This window comes from Aequorivita soesokkakensis (assembly GCF_001641085.1).
GTDB classification, from domain to species: Bacteria; Bacteroidota; Bacteroidia; order Flavobacteriales; family Flavobacteriaceae; genus Aequorivita; species Aequorivita soesokkakensis.
The window spans coordinates 113,454-137,100 of the sequence record NZ_LXIE01000045.1; the positions used below are offsets into that span (position 1 = coordinate 113,454).

The following is a 23,647-nucleotide window of genomic DNA, read 5'->3' on the forward strand; positions in this document are numbered from 1 at the left end:
ACATATTCAATGAAAAAAACAGCAATCATTTTAGGCGCTACGGGCTTAACGGGAAGTATCCTGCTTAAAAAACTTTTGAAAAACCCTTCTTTTGAAAAGATAAAACTCTTTTCGCGCAGCACTGCTGAAATGAATTCCCCAAAAATCGAGGAGCATTTGATAGGTATGTTCCAACTGGAAAAACATTCCGAAGCATTTAAAGCCGATGTGGTTTTCTGCTGCATTGGCACTACAAAATCCAAAACGCCTAATAAGGAAACCTATAAAAAGATTGATTACGGCATTCCCGTGACTGCCGCAAAGCTTGCAAAAAAGAACGGAATTAAAACTTTCATTGTAATTTCAGCAATGGGTGCGGACGAAAACAGTAGTATTTTTTATAACAAAACAAAAGGTGAAATGCAACGCGATGTTTTAAATCAGCATATTGAAAATACATACATCCTGCAACCTTCACTAATTGTTGGCGATCGTGAAGAAAACCGTTTTGGTGAAAAAATGGCAACCATTTTTATGAAGAGTTTCGGATTTTTGGTTCCGAAGAAATACAAAATGATAAAAGCTGAAACCATTGCTGAAGCAATGCTGGTTTTGGTGAAAAAAGAATTTCCAAAACAACAAATAACTTCCGATGAAATTAAACATATAGCCCAAAATGCAGGAAATAGAACGTAAATTTTTGGTAACATCCGAAGTTTTTAAAAACGAAGCCCACAAACGAACACGTATTGTACAGGGGTTTTTAAACACAAATCCCGAACGCACTGTGCGCATTCGCATTCAAGGAAATGATGGATTTTTGACCATTAAAGGGAAGTCCAATAAATCCGGTCTTTCGCGCTTTGAATGGGAAAAACAAATTTCACAGGCAGAAGCTGAGGAGTTGCTACATCTCTGTGAACCGGGAATTATTGAAAAAACCCGTTATGAAATTTTCTTTGACGACCATACTTTTGAAGTGGATGATTTTATGGGCGAAAACGAAGGTTTAATCATTGCCGAAATAGAACTTAATTCAGAAACCGAGCCCTTTTCAAAACCCGAATGGCTGGGAAAGGAAGTTACGGGTGATGTGAAATATTACAATTCAAATTTGAGTAAAAACCCTTTTAAAAACTGGAGAAATGAAAGCTAAATTACTTGTTGCAATTATAGGAATTACACTTTATGGTTGTGAAACCAAAGTTGAAAAAGAATATATAACCGAACCATGCCCAGAGGAAGTTAAAATTCCAATGGCGCAATTGAAAAAGGAACTAAACGAGAAGGGTTTTCAAACTTTCGATTACGTTGACGACAAATCTGGTGATACTATTTTGATGCAACAATATTTTATTGCATTCCTGAAAAGTGGCCCAACCCGTTCGCAAACCAAGGAAGAAGCAGATAGTCTTCAAAAGTTACATTTAGCACACTTGGGCCGGATGTATGAAGAAGGTTTTGCAGACATTTCAGGCCCGTTTGGCGATGATGGCGACATTCGAGGTATCACTATTTATAATGTTCCCACCCAAAAAATGGCGGACAGCTTAGCCAATATGGACCCAATGGTAAAATCAGGAAGATTGGTGATTGAAATCCACCCGTGGTGGGCTGCCAAAGGATTTCCGTTACGGTAAAAGGGCTTTTATTTTTTGAATGGTTTCGGCATTTGAGGTCGCAATAATTCCTTCTTCAAAAAAAGAATCACTGTGCATTGAAACGATGGGCTTTTTTGAAAGAACTTGCTTTTTCGTTGTTGCCGAAAAGTGAATGCTTTTAAATCCAGCTTTCTTAAATTTCAAGGCATTTTCAATGTTAATCCCGCCTCCCGGCATAAGCTCTATTTTCCCCTTTGAAATATTTTGAAGTTCTTTTAAAAGAGAAATTCCTTCGATTGCAGTTGGTTTTTGACCCGAAGAAAGCAATCTGCTTACTTCTAAATCAATCAATTTTTGAAGTTCTTCAATTGGGTTTTCAACCCAATCAAAAGCGCGGTGAAAAGTAAACTCCATATCTTCGGAAGCGGCAATTAATTCTTTTGTTTTTTCTAAATCGATTTTATTTTCCGAAGTCAAAATTCCGCTTACAATTCCTGCGCAACCTAACTTTTTGCAAAATGCAATATCGCGAAGCATTACATCAACTTCTTCTTTAGAATAAGTAAAATTTCCACTTCGCGGGCGGATTAAAACGTGAGTGGGAATATTCAATTCCGAAACCACTTTTTCAATCAAGCCGTGACTTGGCGTGAGCCCGCCAACCGAAAGTTCGGTGCAAAGCTCTATTCGGTTTGCTCCAGCAATTTGGGCGGCTTGAGCACTTTCAAAACTGTTGGCGCAGATTTCTATAATCATTCTATAATAATTTCGTCAATAAATGTCCAGGCTTTGTTTCCAGCTCCTTGTTGGCCTTCGGGAATGATTCCATAATTTGGGATTATTAAAACAATCTTTGACCCATCGATCATTTTTCCTGCAAGGATTGGTATTATAGGAATATATCCTTCAATAATATTTTCATTATTATCATCGGGGGAAAAAGTTGGAATCGATATCGTATCTGTAGTTCCGTCAACAAAGGGTCTTATCATTTTTATAATCTTTGGTGCGTGAATCCATTGTCCCGGCGCATTATAAAAACGAGTGGTTACGGAATTGATGTCTGTTGGAGTCCCAAAATCAATTGTAATTTCCAAATCATCTCCCCAAAAGCCCAGCCATTCCTTATCACCGTAACGTTTATCACTTCCTGAAATTCCATTAATCAAAGCTTCTTTTCCACCAGCGGCATACGCAGGATTTGGCGGAACGCTCAATGAAATTTTAGCTGTAATTCCTTTGTGATACATAATTTCTTCGAAAAAATCGCGCCCCACTTTTTCGCCATTTTTAAAAACATTGGCTGAAATCTTCGAATTTTCTTCAATCAAAATCGGTTTTGAATAGGCTTTAGTTTCAGAATTATTTATAGAGTAGCGGATTTCCTTTCCCTTTGTTGGCGTTGTCAGCTCGTAAAAAACCTTGCCGTCCTCTTTCAAAATCTTGCCTTCAAGTTCGTATAAATGATTGGCATAATTAATATTCAAAGAATCCAAACGCGGCATAAACGCTTCAACGCGAGTAACGAAATCTGGGTAATCCTTTTCCAAATTTTCTGAAGGACCGCTCCACGTAACTTCACTCATAGCAAGGATTCTTGGAAAAACCATATATTCAACTTGCTTTTCATTCGGAATGTACTCCGTCCACAGATTGGCCTGCGCACCGAGTATATATTTTGACTCCTCTGCATTTAATTCTTTAGAAATTGGATTGAAAGAATACACTTTTTTTAAGGGAACAAAACCTCCAATTGCCAAGGGCTCATCTGGGTTATCGCTTTGATAATAATCAAAATAAGAATGTGAGGTTGGCGTCATGATCACGTCGTGTTTTTCTTTTGCAGCATCAATTCCGCCCTGCATCCCACGCCACGACATTACGGTTGCGTTTGGCGCTAGGCCGCCTTCCAAAATCTCATCCCAGCCTATTATTTTTTTCCCTTTGCTGTTTACAAATTTTTCTATTCGCTGAATGAAATAACTCTGCAAACCGTGCTCATCTTTTAAATTTTTATCCTTTATCAATTTTTGGCAATGAGCACAATTCTTCCATTGTAATTTTGGGGCTTCATCGCCGCCGATGTGAATATATTCACTTGGAAATAAAGGAATAACTTCACTTAACACATTTTCCAAAAAAGTAAAAGTTTCTTCTTTCGGACAAAAAATATCTTCAAAAACACCCCAAGTTGTAGCAACGGGAATTTGTGTGCCTGTGCAGCCCAACTCAGGATAGGCACTGATTGCAGCCTGGGCGTGGCCAGGCATTTCAATTTCGGGAATTATGGTAACGTTGTGTTTTGCAGCAAAAGCTACTACTTCTTTTATGTCTTCTTGGGTGTAAAAACCGCCGTAACGCTTGCCGTCAAATTTTTGTGGGGTATCGTTATAATGGCCAATTAACGTTTCTTCCCGAAATGCGCCTTTTGCAGTAAGCTCGGGGTATTTTTTTATTTCAATGCGCCAACCCTGATCGTCTGTGAGATGCCAATGAAATGTATTCATTTTCAACAACGCGAGATTTGCTATATATTTTTTTACAAATTCAATATCGAAAAAATGCCGTGCACAATCCAAATGCATTCCTCGGTATTGAAATTTTGGGTAATCTGTAATCGTTAATTGTGGTATTGAAAATGATTGTTTTTTAGTTGGATTTTTTGTCTCAGCCTGGGGCGGAAGTAATTGCCGCAAGGTTTGAACCGCATAAAAAGCACCGCTCGCATCAGAAGCTTTTATTGTAATTTTTGAATTTGATATTTCTAAAATATAGCCTTCGGAAGGTTGGGACACATCTTTTTTGAAAATTAAATCTGCTTCTTTTTCCGAAGTTTTTTTAAGCTGAAATCCCGCTCCATTTTGAAGAAAATCATTTAAAAAATTTCCTGCAATTTCAAATTCTGGTTCAAAATAAAGGGTAATGTTTTCATCAATTTTGAAAGTTCCTTTTTTTAATTCCAAAGACTGCGGTTTTGGAATCAGTGCAATTTGATCGCTCTGCGAAAACATTCCAGCGGACATTATAATTATGAATAAGAAAAGGATTTTTCGCATCGTTATTTTATGAATTGATTTAAGGTTTTATATTCCAGTTTTGGCGGTGATTTGCTTTCGGTTGAAAAAAGAATTGTTTTAGGCTCATTCGGCAAAAGATCAAAATAATTATCTTCAAAAGTTCCTTTTTCATTGGCAATTAAAAATACATTTTTCTGAAGTGTTTTGGAAGATAGCTTTAGTAAAAAACCACCTTTCGCCATTTCGATTTCGATTTGGGTTTCGCTTTCGCTCAGTTTCAAATCCTTCGGTTTTACAAAATAATGAAAGTATTCACTTTTACCGAAATTGATATTTAAAACATAAAATGCTTTGTCAAATTTCAAAGTTTTCAACGGAAGTGAAAATAGCACTTTACTTCTATTTTCAGCACTTTCAACCAAAAGCTGGTTTTCATAAATTATAGCTCCATCAAAATCAATCAACTTTATTGAAAGCTTATCTGAAATCGTTTCAAAAGTATCATTCACTACAAAAATATGGAGAGAATCATTCTTTTCTTCCGTGGAGATCAAAACGTTTTCAAAAGCCTTTTTTGCTTGATAATGCAAGGCTTTCCAATTGCCCAAATAATCTATACTAGACCACGAAACAGCGGGCCAGCAATCATTCAATTGCCAATAAAGCGTACCCATATTGTAGGGTTTTGCTCGGCGTTGGGCGTGGATTCCTTTTGTAATTCCATAGGCTTGCAAAAGTTGGCTCATGTAAACATAATCTTCAGCATTTTTTGGAACGGGAAAATCTCGCGCCATATAATCATCAATAATTTTAAAGCCTCTTGAATGCTTTTGATGGTTTGCAAAAAACGGATCATTCAATAAAACAGAATCTCTTTTTGTGGCATATTTTAAAGTTTCAATACTTGGAAATGATTGGAAACCAAATTCGCTCATAAATCGTGGAACTTCCTCTTCAAAATGCTCAAAAGGATAGCCATCGTGCCAAACCCACCAATCGTGGGTATCCCCTTCAAATTGGTAGCGTTTGTCGCCTCGGCCATATTTTGGAGAGCTTTCCCAATAATTGATATTCGGACTTAAACTGTCCACCGCTCGCGGTAAAATATGGTTGAAAACAGCGTAATAATTTTTCCAGATTTCCTGCTTTTGTGCTTCGGTTTTACCGTCCTGCCAGCCCCACCGTTGCCAACCTTCGCTGTTTTCGTTATTGCCGCACCACAGCGCCAAACTTGGATGGCCGCGCAAACGTTTTATATTTATTATTGCTTCCTGCTTTACATTCTCTAAAAATGCGGCATCGCCGGGATACATGGCACATGCGAACATAAAATCCTGCCAAACTAAAACCCCTTTTTCATCACATAATTCGTAGAAATAATCATCTTCATAAATTCCACCGCCCCAAACGCGGAGCATATTCATATTTGCTGCCACCACATCATCAATCAATCTTACATATTTTTCTTGATCAATTTGTGCTTCCAACATTTGTTGTGGAACATAGTTGGCGCCTTTCATATAAACTGGTTTTCCGTTCAGTTTGAAATAAAATGTTTCACCTTTGGAATCCTTTTCGGTGATTAATTCTATGGAGCGAACACCAAGTTTTTTTGAATAGGTTTCCAAAACATTTTTGTTGTGAATCAATTCAACTTGAATGTTATAAAGAAATGGTTCTCCCAAATTATGCGTCCACCAAAGTTTTGGGTTTTTGATGTTGAAAGGTATTTGATATTCACTTTCACCCGCTTTGGTTTTAAAGTTTGAAGAAAAAGTTTCGGAAGTGTTTTTATTGGTAATTTTCAGCGTGATTTCTTCTTCTTTTTCCGTTTCAATTTCAAATTTTGCAACGATTTCAGCAAGTGAATCTGAAATGGATTTTGTTTCAAGAAAAACATCTTTTAGTCGCGCAACATTGTAATTTATTAATGAAATATTTTTCCAAATTCCGATGGTTTTAATTTTAGGCGCCCAGTCCCAACCGTATTGATATTGCGGCTTTCTGGTGAAAACACGACTTCCGCCGGGAAGCTCATAATTTAAATTTTCAGCTTCACTTTTTTCGATTGAATCTGGGCTTTTGAAAATTATCAAAATTTCGTTTTCTGATTTTAGAGCATCACTTACATCCACTTCCCAACCCCGAAAAGCGTTGTTCGCGAAAAGGATTAAACTGTCGTTCAAAAAAACTTCGGCATAGGTATTCAAACCTTCAAAATTCAAAAAATGTTTCGTTCTTTTTAAGATTTCTTCGGATACCGAAAATTGCTTTTTATACTGCCAATTTCTTTCCGAAATCCACTGAATGGAGTCTTCGTTATTTTTTAAAAAGGGGTCTGGAATTTCTCCCAATCGCAGCAAATCTGCTTGCACGGTTCCGGGAACTTCCGCAGTTTTCCAATCATTTTTTCCATCTTCAGAAAACTGCCAATCGCCATTCAACGAAATAGTTTCATTTGGAACTTCTTCACAGGAAATAAAGGCGAAAACAAGTAAAAAAATGATGAAGTGAAATTTTCCCATTGCACTAAAATAGCTGTTTTCGAAATAGGATATAAAAAAATCTGCCCTGAAAAAATTCAAGACAGATTTACAATCAACAATAAAAATTATGAAAAAACTATCGCCAACCACCGCCCAAGGCTTCGTATAAATCTACGATGGCCTGAAGCTGGTTATTCTTTGTGTTTATAAGGTTTAAGCTTGAATTAAGCGCATTTTCCTGTGCGTTCAAAACTTCCAAATAGTTTGCAAAACCGTTGTCCAAAAGTTCTTCGGAATAGCCCGTCGCCAAATTATAAGCCTCAAATTCCTTTTGGTTTACCTCAATTTTTTCGGTTGCAGACTGATAATTATAAAGCGCATCCGAAACTTCTTTACTGGCAGTGATAACAGCCAATCTAAAATCCAAATAGGCCTGTTCCTGATGTGCTTGTGAAACTTCATACTGCGTGCGGATTTGACGTTTGTTGAAAATAGGTTGCGTCAACCCTCCAATAATAGTTGCAAATAGCGAATTGGCATTGAAAAGTTTATCAATCTCAATATTCTGAAAACCTCCCGTCGCCGAAAGCGTCAATGAGGGATAGAAACTTGCGCGCGCAGCATTTGTAAGTTCAAAAGCATTCATCAAACTGTATTCTGCGGCCATAACATCGGGTCTATTTCTGAGCAATTGTGACGGAATTCCAGTTTTCAACGGTATTTCAATATCTTGATTTTCCAAGCTTCCACGGGTTATTTCGTGCGGAGCGCTTCCCAATAAAATAGACATTGTATTTTCCAACAGGCGGGCTTGGTTTTTTAAATCGATTAAAATTCCTTGAGCGGTATAAAGCTGCGCTTCCGTTTGTTTTACGCCTACTTCTGTAACATTTCCGGCCTCCTTTAAAGCTTGGGTTGTTTCCAAACCTTTGGAACGCGTCTCGATGGTTTCCTGGGTAACACGAATTTGTTCATCCAACGCCAACAATTGGTAATAAACCGAAGCAATATTGGCAATCAACCTACTTTTTACGGCTTGGTGTGCCGCAACAGTTTGAAGGTATGAAGCTTGAAAAGCCCTTTCATTGCTACGAATTTTTCCCCAAATATCTGCTTCCCACGAAAGACTCGCGCTCAACTCGTATTGACTGATGGAAGAAATATCGCCAAACTGGTTTTGGGCTGGCAATTCCTGATGGGTGTATTTTGCATTTCCACTCAAGGAAGGAAAATACCCCGCCTTGCCCTGTTTTACATACGCTTCGGCTATACGTATTTGCTGAAGCGCCACCCGAATGTCCATATTGTTTTTTAAGCCTTCTTCAATATAACCTTGTAGTGTCGGGTCTGTAAATAATTCCTTCCACGAAAGGGTTGCAATGCTCAACGTATCCTGCGGAAGGTTTTCGGTTCGGTAATTTGCTTCATTTACAACTTGTGGCCGTTCATAATCTTTTGCGGCAAAGCAGGAAACGAGTAGAAATGGCAAACTTGCCAATATCAAAATTTTATATATGCTATTCTTTTTCATGAGAAGTGTTTTCTTCAATAGTTTCTAATTTTTCAGTCGGTGCACCGGTAATTTTTTCTTGTAACCATTGGAAAAGGATGAACAAAATTGGTATAACGAAAACCCCGATAATTGTTCCGATAAGTAATCCTCCAACAGCTCCAGTCCCGATTGAACGGTTTCCTGCTGCGCCCACACCGTTGGAAAGCACCAACGGCATCAATCCTAAAATAAAAGCAAAGGAAGTCATCAAAATTGGGCGTAATCGAGCTTCGGCGCCATCAATTGCGGCATCCAAAATAGATTCGCCGTGCTTTCTTCGCTGTAGCGCAAATTCAACAATTAGAATTGCATTTTTCGCGAGCAGACCGATAAGCATTATGAGCGCAATCTGAAAATAGATATTATTTTGCAATCCCATAAATTGTGTTGAAATATAGGCTCCAAAAACCCCAACTGGCAATGAAAACAGAACCGAAAATGGCAATAAATAGCTTTCATATTGAGCTGCGAGCAAAAAGTAAACGAATACCAATGACAAAATGAAAATCATCGTTGTTTGGTTGCCTGCGCTTTTTTCTTCCAAGGTTAAACCTGAGTAAGCGATATCAAAATTGCTCGGTAGAGTTTTGCTCACGTCTTCAACAGCTGCAATAACATCACCCGAGCTATAGCCCGGTGCTGGTGCAGCAGTAACTTTTGTGGAATTGAACAAATTGAAACGCGTAACCGATTGTGGCCCATAAACCCGTTTCAGCGTAACGAATTGGGTAATTGGTGTCATTTCACCACTGGCAGTGCGCACATAAATATTGTTCAAATCGCTTTCACTTGCCCTGTCTTCCGGCAATGCTTGAACATACACGCGATATTGTTTTCCGAATCGGGAAAAATCTGCTGCGAAAATACTTCCTATATATCCCTGCAAAGTATTGAAAATAGTTTGAACCGAAACCCCCACTTCTTTTGCTAAAGGCACATTTAGCGTCATTTCATATTGCGGATAACGCGTGTTGAAGGATGATTGCGCATACTGAATTTCAGGTCGCTGACTCAATTTTGCAATAAACTCCTGATTGGTTTGATCCAAATCTGTAAAGCTTCCACCGGAGCGATCCAAAAGATTCACTTCGGCTCCAGCGGAGTTTCCGAAACCGGGAATACTTGGTGGCGAGAAAAATATAATTTGCGCATCTGGGATTTGTGCGGCAATTCCGAAAAGTTGCCCCGTTATTGCTTGTACGGAAAGCGATTCATCTTTTCTGTCTTTCCAGTCGTCAAGCCTAATAAATCCAAGTCCGTAGTTGCTTCCCGCACCGCTGATCAAACTTCGTCCATCAATCACTGATGCACCTTGCACACCGGGAAGATTTTTAATTTTTGAATAAAGAATTTGGTTTACCTCGTGTGTTCTATCAATGGACGAACCTGCTGGAAGTTCTACGTTCATAAAGATAATTCCACGGTCTTCATCGGGAACAAAGCCTGTTTTCAAAGTTGCGGATGACCACCAAATTCCCAAAACTGCCAAAAGCAGAATAATTCCCGTAATCCATTTATGTCTGTATAGGAAATGGACAGATCTTCCATAACGGTTTACTGTAGCTTTAAAACCTCTGTTGAAACCATTAAAAAATTTCTGAATAAAACCTGGCTTTTTGCTGTTCTGTTTTTCATCATGACCTTTTAAGAAAAGTGCACTCAGCGCGGGTGTTAAAGTCAAAGCGTTAATTGCAGAAATAATAATTGCAACAATAAGCGTAACTCCAAACTGCTCATAAAATACTCCCGTAGGGCCTTTTATAAAAGTTACGGGAATAAACACTGCAGACATCACCAAAGTAATGGAAACAATAGCTCCGGAGATTTCGTGCATGGCTTTAAGCGATGCCTTTTTCGGACTTTTCTCTCCTTCGTCAATCTTTGAATGGACTGCCTCGACGACCACAATGGCATCATCCACCACAATACCAATAGCCAATACCAAAGCGAAAAGCGTCAATAAGTTAATAGAATATCCAAATAAGTTCAAGAAGAAAAACGTCCCAATAATAGATACAGGAACCGCAATTGCAGGAATTAAAGTGGAACGAAAATCCTGTAAAAATATAAATACAACAAGGAAAACCAAGAGAAAAGCTTCAACCAAAGTGCTTACCACTTTTTCAATAGAAGCATTTAAGAAATTGTTCGTGTCATAAGGAATATAATAGGTAACTCCCTCTGGTAAATCACGCTCTACATTCTTTAATTCTTCTTTTATGGCATCAATAATTTCCTGTGCATTTGAACCTTTCGTTTGAAAAATACCCATATTTACCGCAGGATTTCCATTGGTAACAGATCCACCTGCATAAGATTGTGCGCCAAGTTCTATTTTTGCGACATCGCTCAATCTTAAAAATTCGCCGTTGCCCAAAGCCTTAATTACAATATCACTGTATTGCTGCTCAGTTTTGTAACGGCCGGGATATTTAATGGTATATGAAAAGGCTTCGCCATTATTTTCACCCAAAGAACCTGCCGCGGCTTCCAAACTCTGTTCTTTTAAAGCTGCCACAACGTCTGAAGGCATCAAGCTATAGGCTGCAAGTTTTTGAGGATTTAGCCAAATGCGCATGGAGTAATCTTTTCCTCCAAATACACTCACGTCACCAACCCCGTTTACCCTTTGTAATTCAGGAATTACGTTTATCTTTAAATAATTCTGAAGAAACGTATCATCATAATCTTTGTTGGTGCTGTAAAAGGAAAGAAACATCAACGCACTGGTTTGTTGTTTTGAAGTTGTAACCCCAGTTTGAATTACAGCTTGCGGCAACAATGAATTTGCACGTGCCACGCGGTTTTGAACGTTTACAGCGGCAATGTCCGGATCTACATCCTGATCAAAAAACACGCTGATGGAAGCCGTTCCGTTGTTGGTGGCGGTAGAAGTTAGATAGGTCATTCCTTCCACTCCGTTTATTTGCTCTTCAAGCGGAATAATAACGCTTTCAAGAATGGTTTCGGCGTTCGCCCCTGGATACGTTGCATTCACCTGAATGGTCGGCGGGGCAATATCGGGGTATTGGGTAATGGGCAAATTGGAAAGCCCCAAAATTCCCAAAATCACAATAATTATTGAGATAACCGTAGAGAGTACGGGTCTGTCTATAAATGTTTTTAACATGATTGGTTTTTCTTAAACGGTTATCTGAAAACTTTTTCAATAGGTTTGGCAATGCTGTCAAAAGGCATTTCTTGTGGATTTATTTTGGAATTTCCACGTAGTTTGTTTGCACCTTTTGCAACAATTTTATCGCCTTTCTGCAAGCCGGAAGCTACCACGTAAAGGTTTCCAACTTCTGCCGTTGTCTCAATTTTGGTTGAAGTGGCCATACCATCTTCACCAACTTTATAAACATAAATACTGCCTTGTTGCTCATAGGTAGCTTCCTGCGGAACAACTATAGCATCGGTATAAACTTTCGGAATTTTTATTTTTCCGCTGTTACCGTTTGTTAAAATTCTTGAAGGATTATTAAAAACAGCCCTGAAAGAAATAGAACCCGTATTCGCATTTACTTGTGAGTTAATAGTTTCAATGGTTCCTTCTTCTTCGTAAAGGCTTCCGTTTGCCAATAACAATTGCACTTTCGGAAGTTTTTTTATTTTTTCTTCAATATCTTTTCCTTCTGCATTTTGAATAAAATCCAAATATTCCTTTTCATTCATTGAGAAATAAGCATACACTTTGCTAATGTCTGAAACAGTCGTCATAGGGACTTGTGATGATGGACTCACCAAAGCACCTTTCCGAAGATTGATGGAACCCACATAACCATCAACTGGGCTTTTTATGTTTCCGTAATCTATATTTGCCGCAATGCTGTTATAGCCACTTTTTGCTTGTTGGAGTTTTGCTTTGGCAGTTTCAAGTTGCACATTGCTGATAATATTTTTTTCAACCAAAGGCTTCAGTTTATCAACCTCAACCTGTGCAGCATTTACATTTGCGCGAGCGGCAGCTGCATCTTGGCTCAAAGTCTGGGTCTCCAGTCTAAATAACGTTTGTCCCTTTCTTACTTTTTGACCTTCATCAACCAAAACATCAGTAATATATCCTGAAATTTTTGCATTTACCTGACTGTTCACAATCCCTTCAATACTTGCGGGATAGGTTGTAAATGCTGTAACAGTTTTCGTTGGAATTGATACAACCGGTAAAGTTGGGGCTTGTTGTGCCATTTGTGCCTGTTGTGCACTTTTGTCTTCGCCACAAGAAGAAAACAATAGCAGAATGCCTATAGCTATGGGAAGTGAATGAATAAAATTTTTCTTTTTCATTGTTGATTTAATTAGTCGTTTTTATGTTTTTCAGTAAGCTTTTTTTGAATTTTTTCCATGGAAGCACTTGCTTGTGCAAGGAATTCCAAATAATCTTTATGAAATTCCAAGTCGAAAATTTCTGAACAATCCTCAGGAAGTTCTGCATTTATTTCTTTTTTATATTCCATTATTTCAAGATGCAGATCGCGTTCGCTTTTCCAGTTTTTGAGCATTTCATTCATGGAATTTATCATCACATCTGGAACAAGTGTGAAGTACTTTTTTCGATCACCACATTTTGTGTGATAGGTAATTCGGTTTGCGGCCTGCAAAGTGGTTAAATGTGTTGAAATTGTACTTTTACTGGCGCTGAGTTCACATACCAAAGATTCAAAAGTGCTTCCTTTTTTTCCACTTAAAATCAAGGTTGCAAGAATTCGCGCTGCCAGAGGAGCAAGTTGATCCTTGCTCTCAATGTGAACTCCCAATTTCTCAATTAAGTTTTCTTTCTTAGTCAAAATATACTTATGATTTAAAATGAAGATGCAAAAGTACGCTTGGTTCGTAATATTCCGAACCAATCAGTATTAATGTTTTGTTAAATAATTTTTAAGGGTTTTCTGAAGCGGATTTTATTTCAATCTGCTCACGAAGTTCATTGCCGTCCTGATCTACCGTGGTCAATAAATATGTTCCCGGTTTTGGCGAAATTGCCAATTCGTGAAAGGTTTCGGTCTTGCCGATATATTTTGAATCCAAGTACCAAAAAACAGTAGTTTCCGGTGAACGATGTGCCAGCTTAAAAATTACTTCGTTTACATTTTCATCAAAATTCTTTGGAAGCAAAACCTCTTCATTTCTTTTTGGATAAATAAAGGCCATCAACTTTTCACCTTCTTGCAAGCAATTGGGCGCAAAGGGCGGCAGGATTTTGTATTCCGGGTGAAGCTGTGCGTAATAATATTCCATCACAGGTGGCAGCACGAACCAGTTCTTTTGAACCATTTCCGAAAGTGGATAACATGAAGAATTAACCCGAAAATTTTCCGTCCCGACGCCTCGGGATAGAAATACAGTTTGATGGTACGGACAAGCTTCGGTTCGTGTTCCGTTTTTTGGAATCCATTCCATTTTTGTTTCCTCGCAAAAAAGTCCAGCAAGATGGCCGCTTTTGGTACAGATTTCAACCTCAACCAATTCATCGTACGGAATTTTAAACCAACCGCTTTGCGGTAAAACATTCAAAACATCAAACAAAACTGGCGCTGCAGCTTGAATTCCCGTGAGTCCGGGTCGGCCTTCACCATCTGCATTTCCGACCCACACGCCGATTGCATATTTCGGTGTAACCCCAACGGCCCACGCATCCTTAAACCCGTAGCTCGTTCCTGTTTTCCAAGCTAACGGCTGACTGCTCGTGAAAAATTCCCAATTTTCCTCGCCGCTGGGGCGGTTTACTTTTTCCATCGCTTCAAAGGTTTCGTAAATAGCGCCGGCATTCCAAACAGAGGGTTTTTGCTGAATTTCCCCGAAGGATATTTCCTCGTGATCTTTCATATAAACGGGTTCCACAAATTCATTTTTACGGTATACGCTGGAAGAATTGTTGAAGTAATTTAAGGTGGAAGCCATTCCCGCATACGCTTTCGTAATATCCCACAAACTGCTCTCCGCGCCGCCGAGAATTAACGATAAGCCGTAATAATCCGCAGGTTTATCGATTGCTTTTTGATTGGTCTTTTTTAAAACATTATAAAACCGCTGAAACCCAAAATCCCGCAACATCCGCACCGCAGGTATGTTCAGAGAACGTGATAGCGCGACACTTGCCGGAACTGCACCGTTGAATTTTTTGTCGAAATTTTCTGGTGTGTACCCATTCACTGTCGTGGGAATATCAGCTACCAATGTATTTGGAAGAATTTCGCCCGCATCCAACATCGAAGTAAAAAGAAAAGGTTTTAAAATACTCCCCGTGCTTCGGGGCTTTTCAATTATATCCACAAAATTATTGTGTTCCCGAGTTGTTGGAGAATTGCCTACATACGCCAAAACCTCGCGGGTGTTTACATCCAAAACCAAAACGGCGAGGTTATGGATTTGGTTTTGCGCCAACATATAATGTTGCTCTTTTACAATATTGTTCACTTTTTGTTGAAGCGAAAAATCAATCGTGGTTTCAATGCGTTTTCCATGATGTTCCTTTCTTATTTTTTCAGTTAAATGAGGTGCAAATTCGGGTAATGGCAAAGGTTTTCCCGGCAATTTTTCATCCAAAGCCAATTGATAGGTTGTTTCATCAATCACTTCATTTTGAAAAAGTTTCAGTAATAATGCATCTCTTTTTTGTTTTAAAATTTCTTCATTTTTCCCAGGGAAAATAAGCGCCGGCGCATTCGGAAGTACCGCCAAAGCTGCAGATTGCCCCCAACTCAATTCACTCGCAGGAATCCCGAAATACCGCCACGAAGCGGTTTCCAAACCAACCACATTTCCACCGAAAGGGGCGTATGAAGCGTATAAATTTAAGATTGAATTCTTTTTATAACCCGCTTCCAAACGCGTGGCTTGAAAAATTTCTATTAGTTTTTCAAAATAAGTACGTCCTTTATTTTCTCGGGAAAGTCGGATTACTTGCTGTGTAATCGTACTTCCTCCGCGACGGGAATCGCTGGTTAGATTATTCCAAAGCGCATTTGAAATTGAAACCGGATTAAAGCCAGGATGCCAATAAAAATGCTCATCCTCAAAATAAAGAATACATTTTTCAAAGCGTTCCGGGACCGAATCCATTTTTGGAAATCGCCATTGGCCGTCATCGGCAATTCGTGCGCCCAGCATTTGTCCGCTGCTGCTTTCGGCAACGGTTGCGGTGGGAACGTTGAATAATGGTGACGGAAGACAGAAAAGCCAAACCAAAAATAAAATCAGCAGGACACTGAGTTTTATTTTATGTTTTTTTAAAATGGGATCAATGTTTTTCATTAACTAATTCCAATCATATTCCCAAACGCCTTGAACATTCTTGACTTTTGGTGGAGGAGTCCATAAGCATGTACTTCCAGATGATATCTAAAACAAACCATTCTTCAAATTTTTATCGAAAATTGGTTTATTGAAAGAACAGATATTTGGATAAGTATTAATAAAAATTTCTAATTCTTTATCATATTCGTATTTTATAAATAGAGAATCATATTTTCTATTTATAGAATCATATTCTCTATTCGAAATAACCTTTATTGCTTGTGTAATTAAATAAGGATTTAATGTTAGCTTTTCCTTAAACCCATAGAGGCTATCAATTTCAGCAACGTTTTTTAAACTAAGTTTTTTTACAATATAATCTTCAAATTCAAAAGCTGGCACTTCACTCTTGTAAATTTCTGCCATCGAACTATTATTAGGTTCTAATATGCAATCACAAATATGGTTTCCTTCATCTTTCAATAAATCATTTATCAATTCAGCAGTTTTTTCAGAATAAATTTCGGAACGAGTTTTTTGTTTTGTTTCACTACAACCATAAGTGAAATTTATAATAACCGCAAATACAAATATTCTGAAGAGCTTTTTCATAATCTATAATTCAACAGTCACCCACATCCCTTTGTTCCGCGCATAATAAGAATTGTCATACATCGCCTCAACCTGCGTTCCGGGCAAATAATACGTTCCCAAATAGGAAGCGTTTAATTTTACACTGAAGGTCTTCGTTTGTCCAGCAGTTAAATCGAAAAAGAAATTTACTCTGTCGTCGCGAATGTCCGTATATCGTGCATTTCCACTTGCGCCACCGCCCAATTCGGAGAAACTGGTGTTTACTATTTCCCAACCGCTTGGAAAGATTTTTGCCAAAGCCACGTTGTTTATCCAATTGTTGGAAGTGTTGGCAACACTCACTTTCGCGATGATTTCCGTGCCCTGTCGCAATTTTGTAACGTCTATCGGTTTTCCATCGCCTCCCAAATATTCAGATTTTATGGAGAGATTGCGTCTTTCGGCAAGTTCTTCCCCTAAAGGCAATTTCCCACGTTGCGAAAGTGTAACGTAAACCACATTCCCTTTTTTGTTTGTTACGGAAACGGAATTGCTTCCCATTACAAAAGAAAGATCGCGCTGCGCAATTGCTCGGTCGGTTTTCACTTCAACCGATTTTCCGCCATTCGTAAATGTAAGTTCCATCGCCTTTCCGCCGTTTTTGGCAACCATTTTTGCCATTGCCATCAATGCATACGAAGTTTCTTGGGTGCTATACCAATTTCCCGAAGACAAATCCTTAGCCACGGAAATTGCTAAATCGCGTTGCTTCGAATCACCCAATAAAACCAAAGTTTCCAAAGCCATCGCCCTATTTCTGAAAGGCGAGCCGTAAGTATAATAATCATATTTCTGTGGCACGAAGTTGATATTGGCCGTTTGTGCAATTTGTTGTGCGCCTTCCTTTTTGCCCGCCAAAGCATATGCCGCGGCCAGTCGCCATTTGGCATCATTGCTCAGCTCCTTGCTTTCGCGAAGGCGGTTCATTGCAGCGAGCTCCGGTTTTCCGGCCAACGCCAAGGTATAAAGTCTGTAAGCCTGTGTTAAACTTGTATTATAGACTTTATGACTATTTCGCCATTGGCGCGCTGTGTTTTGCTGATACAGCAACCAATTGCTCATAAAACTGATTGGCAAAGCGTATCCTTTTTGCTTCGCTTCCAGCATAAAATGACCGGCATAGTTGGTTGCCCATTCGTCGGCTTCGCGCTCTCCGGGCCAATATGCAAGTCCGCCGTTTGCGATTTGGAATCTGCCCAATCGCTCAATTGCTGCTTTTACGTTTTTCTCAATATCCTTCTTTTTATCAAAAGTTATATCGAAAACATCTGCCAAATACAACTGCGGAAATGCCGAAGAAGTAGTCTGCTCAATGCATCCGTACGGATAATGGATTAAATATTCCATTCGTTTTCCAAAATCCATCGGTGGCAAGGTTGAAAATTCAAGCATCGCCGCATTGCTTCCCGGAACGCCAAAAGTTTCAAAATTGATGGTTTGTGTTCCATTTTCAGCAATAGTATATTGTGTAGATTTTTGTGAAATTGGGTTGGGATTTTCCACGTCGATTTCCACTTTATAACTTGCTTTTTCCCCATTTCCAGCGGCGGTTACTTCAATGGTTTGGAATTCCTGCGTCGGCAAAACTTCGAATTCGAAATTCACAATCTGTTCGCCCGGTCCGTTGAAAGTAACCGTTTTGGAAGCACCGTTTTTTGGTTTCAAAGCATCGCCTGTTTTTACGGTAATCGTGGCGGTTTTCACTTTATTCTCCATCGCGAAAACAGTAACTGGAAGTGTAACAGTTTCTCCCGGCGATAATTTCCGCGGAAGCGAAGCCAGCACCATTAAAGGCGTACGGACGGGCGTAGTTTTTTCGACACTGCCATACGCACTTTTGGTTTTATCACCCGCAATTACCATCGTGCGAACGGAGCCGATGTAATTTGGCATCATAATAGTATGGGTTGCGGTTTTTCCAACGGCGAGTTCAAATGGTCCTAAATATTTTACAACAGGTTTAAATCTGTCGGCTTTTCGGTTTTTTGCACCCAAAGCCGCATCGCCACCACCGATTGCGTAAATATTGTCCACACTGCCGGAATAGGCACCAATCACGTAATCGAACATATCAAAAGTTTTTACCCCCAAAGCCTCTCGACTGTAAAAAGCTTCGTGGATATCGGGTGTGGAGAAGCGCGTTAAATCCAGCAAACCTTCATCAACAACCGCCAAAGTATAGGTCATTGGTTTGCCTTTTTCTTCGGAAACTTTTACGGTGAATTGTTTCTCAGGTTTTAAAACTTCCGGCATCGAAATTTTTGGATGTAGCACCGTTGAAGGGTCTTCCACCGAAAGCGGAATAACGCCGTAAAGTCGAATCGGCAAATCGTTTTTCGTTTGGCTGTGCGGTTGGAGCAGCGAAATATTCACATAAATATTCGGCGCCATTTCCTTGGTGATTTTTATCGCAGCTTTGGTTTCGCCTTTTTTGGTTTCAATCCAGTGCGTTGCCAAAACCTCGGTGCCGTTTTCAACGCTAATCAACGCGTGGCCGTCGCTTCCCGAAGGAAAAGTGATAAACGCTTCCTCGCCCACATTGTATTTTTCCTTATCTGCTGAAAAGAGCAACATGCGCGCACTTTCCCCATCGCCGTCACTTGGGCGTTGCCACCAATTTCTGTAGAAATATGTTATGCGCCCGGTTGCGTGGCCGGATTGTTTATCGATGACGCGAATTAAATATCTTCCGCCTTCCTCCTCAGGAATATTTACGGTGAATTTTCCCTTTCCGCTGCCATCGGTTTTTACGGTGAATTCTTTTACAGGACGGTGCACGGTTGAATTTTCATAGGTTGAAAGATTGTCCGAACCGCGGTTCCACCACCAACGCCATTCAATTTGAAAAACTTTCACTTCCATCTCGCGGTTGGCGGCAGCTTTGCCCTGCGCATCCACGGAAACTACATCAAAAGTTGTGTTTTCATCCGTAAAATAGGAACCGTAACGCCCAGCTTCGGGAGATTTTAAACCGACAAAATGTGAGAAGGGCGCCAAATCCTTTGAAAAAATATCCATTGAAAAATCGCCGCCGCCTTCATACACTTTTGTCAAAAATGTTGCTTTCAACATTCCGGGCGCGTTCTTTCCAACCTCCAGATTTTGGCTGAAAGAAGTGCTTCCTTCCGAAGAAAGTTGCGCATCCAAGACGGGAATTTCCACTTCGGAAAAAGTTCGGATTGGGTCGATGAAATTGTATTTTGGAAACTTCGGAAAAGCTGAATTGCTCGCGCGAAGTGTTGCCGTCATATCAACCTTCAAATTCCGCGCAGGCGAGCCGTGAAGCCACATGGCGCTTGCCGTTCCTTTTAAGGGTTTTGTGGCGTCGAGAATTTCATCTTCAAAATCGAGTTTAATTTTTAAACGGTTTGGTTTAATTGTCGCCACCTTCAAAGTGTGTGAAAATTGTGCGCCACCAACGGTTACTGTAGCGTTCCAATTCCCCGTTGGTGCTGAAGCATCAGTGTTAATTGGGAAATAATAAAATCCATCTTTTGAAGAATTTGTTTGCTGAACCGTGCGATAAACAAGTTTTCCTCGTGCATCAGTCACTGAGAGAGTAACTGGATGATTTTTTGGAAGGAGATTTGCATTGTCGTTCAACACAAAAGTTAGGTGAATGCTATCTCCGGGACGATAAACGCCGCGTTCTGTATAGGTATAACCTTTTAAACCTTTTTGAAGTTCTTTTCCCGAAATGTCGAAATTACTCATTGAAAGGGCATTTCCGTCTTCCAGTTTTACGTAGGCAAAATTATTTCCTTTCTGTGCCACTGCAAAAGCTGCATTTTTAGTGCCATCATAAAGCGTCATTCCATCGCTTTCTGTGGTTACGGTTTCAATAAGCTGCTGCTGATAGTTGAAAAGTTTCACTTTTACGCCACCTTCCGGCTTTGCGGTTATCAAATTTGTGGCAATAAAGTGGTACGAACGGTTGTTTCCTTTTTTTACAATCAAGCCCAAATCTGAGCCCAGAATATTTGCGGTAACTACGCGCTCTTCGTTATAATATGCGGGATGGCAGGGATTGTCTTGCTGTTCCCAATTGTAGGTATAATTTCGCCAACGGTAAATTTCGTTATCCCAATAGCGTTCTTCGCGAAGTTCTTCGTCTTCGGAGGAATCGTTCGTGTAATATGAATCTTCTTCGTAGTAATCATCGTAATATTCATCTCCTTCCTCAGCGTTTTCATCTGAAATTTCTTCGGAAGTGGTTTCGCTACAATCATAAGTAATATAATCTTTTTTAAAGCTGAACTCCAATTGATAAATGGCGCCGGGATCTACTTTAAAATATTCCGAAAGGTTGATGGCGTAGGCTTTCCAACTGCCGTTATCGCCCAAATCGGTATTTTTTAGTTCGATGGTTTTTTTGGCAATTCTTCGTCCGACCCTTTTAATATCGTAGGTGTTATTATCATTCAAATTATAATTTTGAAGAAATTGCAGCACATTGCTTTCATAAATTTTGATGACTCGGACATCAACTTTTGAAAGATTAACGGCCTCAAAATAAACGGGCGTTGAAGCGGAATTTGGAAGAATTACGCCTTTTGAAACCATACGCACCGCAGGTTTCAACTGTTCAAAGGAAACCAATTCTGAAAATTCCTTTTTTAATCCGAAGCCCTCAGTATTTTTTATTCCCGTAAAAACGGTGACTTTTACATTGCCTAAAACTCGGTTTGGCGGATATACGTTTAACACATTTCCGTTTACTTCGTAGCGCAAATCCTGAGTGTTTTCAATAGTAACCAATCCTGCAAAATCCTGATTTTCCATCAACGGATCTGAAAAATTGATACTCAAAAGTGCTGCGGGCGCCAATGTGCTGCTGATGTCAACGATCGTAAAATTATTTTGGCCTGGAATTGCAAATGTATTTTCACCTTTGTTTTTGGCTCCGATTGGTTTTCCATCCCATTTAATGAGAATTTCAGAGTCGTTTATTTTTCGGCTGATGCTGTCAATTGTAAAATTGAAATAACGTCCTTCAGTTGCTTCCGATGGCCATTTTAATTTCAGTTTTTTACCGTCTTGGGAAACTGAAACCAATTGTTTCGCTTTTTCCAAAGAAATTACATCCGATGCTTCAACGGAAGCTTCAACATATTGCCATTGCTTGCTGTAGCTTTGAAGTTTTCCCAAGTCAACTTTGAAATTCGGTGTAATTGTGTGAAAACTGAAAGTGTAGGTTTTGAATTCTTTGGAAATGTCTTCGTAAAATTTATCCAGTTTTACAGTAACAGTATATTCTGTGTCGGGTTTTAAATATTCCGAAGGTTGAAAAATCAAGGTTTTGCCGTTTTCGACAACCAATTTTCCTTTTGTGGATGGAGAGATTTTTAAATAATCATCAGCTGAAAGTTCTTGGGTCAACTCAAATTGTTCCAAGGGTTTTGCAAGTTCAACACGAATATCCGTGGTGATGGATTGGTTACCGTAGGTATTATACGAAATGTATTCCTTGAACTTGAAAAGATTGTCGGTTTCGGAATGCTTGTCTTTGTCTTTGCAGGAAAAAACAAATAGCAATAAAAGGACAGGCAGGAACTTGAGATGAGTTTTCATAAGCGATGGTTAAAAGCATTTAAAAATAAGGCAAAATGATTGGGCTGCAAAGCAAAAACCAAATCGTTTTGTTTGAAATAATTACTTAAATACGTTTTATGGGTGGGGAGGTTAAATCTGTAACGTTTAACTATTTTACAATCGTATTTTAGAATTTAACATTTGGGAGATAATTAACAGGTTGGCAACAATTTAGCGTTTGTTACCGCTCAAATTCATACTCCCTTTCCACTTTACAAATCCGCACTTTATAATAGGAATACCATTGTTCGCGTCCTTTTTTCTGTGCAATTAAATGATCAAGATTCGCTTTCCAGTTTTTAATACTTTCAAGGCTTTGCCAATAACTTACTGTTATGCCAATATCGTTTCGGGCGCTTTCAATTCCTAAAAATCCGGGTTGTTGTTTTGCCAAAGCTTCCATTAAATCTGCCATTTCAGCATAGCCTTCAATATTTTCGGTTTGAACTGAAGTGAAGATTACAGCGTAATACGGTTCCATTTATTCTTCTTTATAGATTTTAATAATTAATTCACCTTCGGAATTCATCGTGGCGCGATACATGCCCGCAGTGTTGAATTCCATCGCTACATTTCCATCCTTATCAATTGCAACAATACCGCCGTCGCCGCCCAATGCCGGAACTTTTTTCTGGATAACTTCTGAAGCAGCTTCCTGCAAAGTCATCCCTTTATATTCCATCAACGCAGAAATATCATAGGCAACAACGGATCGAATAAAATACTCGCCCCAACCTGTTGATGAAACGGCGCAAGTTTTATTGTTGGCATATGTTCCTGCGCCAATAATCGGCGCATCGCCAATTCGGTTCCAGCGTTTGTTGGTCATTCCGCCTGTTGAGGTTCCAGCGGCGAGGTTTCCGTGTTTGTCCAAGGCTGCACAACCCACGGTTCCGAATTTTGAGTTTTTTATGTAGGAATCTTCAAAGGAAACCTTCTTTTCATTTTTACTTTTTTCCTTTTCCAAAACCTTTTGCAAAGACTCATATCTTTTTTGGGTATAGAAATAGGAAGTGTCCATCATTTTATAACCCAAATTTTGGGCAAATTCTTCCGCACCAGCACCGTAAAGCATTACGTGCTCACTTTTCTGCATTACATCCCGGGCTAAATCTATTGGGTTTTTTATGTGTTTTATTCCGGCAACAGCGCCAGCATTCAAAGTGGCACCATCCATTATGGACGCGTCAAGTTCATTTGAACCTTCGTGTGTAAATACCGCACCCTTTCCCGCATTGAAAAGTGGCGAATCCTCCATAACATTAATAGTATTTGTAACTGCTTCCAAAGAAGTGCCGCCATTTTTTAAAATTTCATAACCTGCGGAAATAGCTTCTTTAAGTTTTGCTTTATAGGCCGTTTCCAAAGAATCACTCATATTTTCTTTGAGAATTGTTCCAGCTCCTCCGTGAATGACAATTCCGAAGTTTTCTTCTATTTTAATTGAATTTTCTGAAGCATTTAAGGTTTCGTTAGAAGATTTTTCTTCGTTTTTACACCCGAATAGAAGAAAAATAGCAAAAAAATATGTTAAAATTTTAACCATACTAA

Annotated in this window: 15 protein-coding genes; 3 read left to right on the forward strand and 12 right to left on the reverse strand. The window is 39.3% G+C overall.

What is annotated here, in order from left to right; translation table 11 throughout:
• Positions 1-9 precede the first annotated feature (9 nt).
• The 3 genes from A7A78_RS12510 to A7A78_RS12520 are packed head-to-tail and all read left to right on the forward strand — an operon-like array spanning position 10 to position 1,619.
• On the forward strand, positions 10-675 hold the full coding sequence (locus tag A7A78_RS12510; protein WP_068762840.1) for an NAD(P)H-binding protein: 666 nt from the start codon (positions 10-12) through the stop codon (positions 673-675).
• Positions 656-1,135, forward strand: a complete 480-nt coding sequence (locus A7A78_RS12515) for a CYTH domain-containing protein (protein ID WP_068762797.1) — start codon at positions 656-658, stop codon at positions 1,133-1,135. The genes A7A78_RS12510 and A7A78_RS12515 overlap by 20 nt, the downstream gene beginning before the upstream one ends.
• Positions 1,125-1,619 carry a YciI family protein gene (locus A7A78_RS12520; protein ID WP_068762798.1) on the forward strand — a complete coding sequence of 165 codons (495 nt, stop codon included), beginning with the start codon at positions 1,125-1,127 and terminating at the stop codon, positions 1,617-1,619. Before A7A78_RS12515 ends, A7A78_RS12520 begins: the two co-directional genes overlap by 11 nt.
• Here A7A78_RS12520 and A7A78_RS12525 read toward each other — a convergent pair.
• From A7A78_RS12525 to A7A78_RS12580, 12 genes are all read right to left on the reverse strand, one after another.
• Positions 1,611-2,336: a copper homeostasis protein CutC gene (locus tag A7A78_RS12525; protein ID WP_068762799.1), complete on the reverse strand. Its 726-nt coding sequence runs from the start codon at positions 2,334-2,336 to the stop codon at positions 1,611-1,613. The two genes, A7A78_RS12520 and A7A78_RS12525, sit on opposite strands and share 9 nt — an antisense overlap.
• Positions 2,333-4,636 carry a beta-N-acetylhexosaminidase gene (locus tag A7A78_RS12530; protein WP_068762800.1) on the reverse strand — a complete coding sequence of 768 codons (2,304 nt, stop codon included), beginning with the start codon at positions 4,634-4,636 and terminating at the stop codon, positions 2,333-2,335. Before A7A78_RS12530 ends, A7A78_RS12525 begins: the two co-directional genes overlap by 4 nt.
• A 2-nt stretch (positions 4,637-4,638) precedes the next feature.
• A complete protein-coding gene (locus tag A7A78_RS12535) occupies positions 4,639-7,122 on the reverse strand; it encodes a beta-mannosidase (RefSeq protein ID WP_068762841.1) in 2,484 nt (827 codons plus the stop codon).
• A gap of 97 nt (positions 7,123-7,219) precedes the next feature.
• Positions 7,220-8,614, reverse strand: a complete 1,395-nt coding sequence (locus tag A7A78_RS12540) for an efflux transporter outer membrane subunit (RefSeq protein ID WP_068762801.1) — start codon at positions 8,612-8,614, stop codon at positions 7,220-7,222.
• Entirely contained in the window at positions 8,601-11,765 is a 3,165-nt protein-coding gene (locus A7A78_RS12545; RefSeq protein ID WP_068762802.1) for an efflux RND transporter permease subunit, read from the reverse strand. Before A7A78_RS12545 ends, A7A78_RS12540 begins: the two co-directional genes overlap by 14 nt.
• 20 nt (positions 11,766-11,785) lie before the next feature.
• Positions 11,786-12,922: an efflux RND transporter periplasmic adaptor subunit gene (locus tag A7A78_RS12550; RefSeq protein WP_068762803.1), complete on the reverse strand. Its 1,137-nt coding sequence runs from the start codon at positions 12,920-12,922 to the stop codon at positions 11,786-11,788.
• 11 nt (positions 12,923-12,933) lie between these two features.
• The gene (locus tag A7A78_RS12555) at positions 12,934-13,422 is read right to left on the reverse strand and encodes a GbsR/MarR family transcriptional regulator (RefSeq protein ID WP_094746141.1); all 489 of its coding nucleotides are present in this window, start codon (positions 13,420-13,422) and stop codon (positions 12,934-12,936) included.
• Between the two features lie 91 nt (positions 13,423-13,513).
• Positions 13,514-15,889 (reverse strand): penicillin-binding protein 1C, encoded by a 2,376-nt coding sequence (gene pbpC, locus A7A78_RS12560; protein WP_068762804.1) that lies wholly within the window; start codon positions 15,887-15,889, stop codon positions 13,514-13,516.
• A gap of 87 nt (positions 15,890-15,976) precedes the next feature.
• Positions 15,977-16,483 carry a hypothetical protein gene (locus A7A78_RS12565; RefSeq protein ID WP_068762805.1) on the reverse strand — a complete coding sequence of 169 codons (507 nt, stop codon included), beginning with the start codon at positions 16,481-16,483 and terminating at the stop codon, positions 15,977-15,979.
• Positions 16,484-16,486: 3 nt separating this feature from the next.
• Positions 16,487-22,075, reverse strand: a complete 5,589-nt coding sequence (locus A7A78_RS12570; protein WP_068762806.1) for an alpha-2-macroglobulin family protein — start codon at positions 22,073-22,075, stop codon at positions 16,487-16,489.
• 202 nt (positions 22,076-22,277) lie between these two features.
• On the reverse strand, positions 22,278-22,577 hold the full coding sequence (locus A7A78_RS12575; protein ID WP_068762807.1) for an antibiotic biosynthesis monooxygenase family protein: 300 nt from the start codon (positions 22,575-22,577) through the stop codon (positions 22,278-22,280).
• The gene (locus A7A78_RS12580) at positions 22,578-23,642 is read right to left on the reverse strand and encodes an isoaspartyl peptidase/L-asparaginase family protein (RefSeq protein ID WP_068762808.1); all 1,065 of its coding nucleotides are present in this window, start codon (positions 23,640-23,642) and stop codon (positions 22,578-22,580) included.
• Between the last annotated feature and the right edge of the window lie 5 nt (positions 23,643-23,647).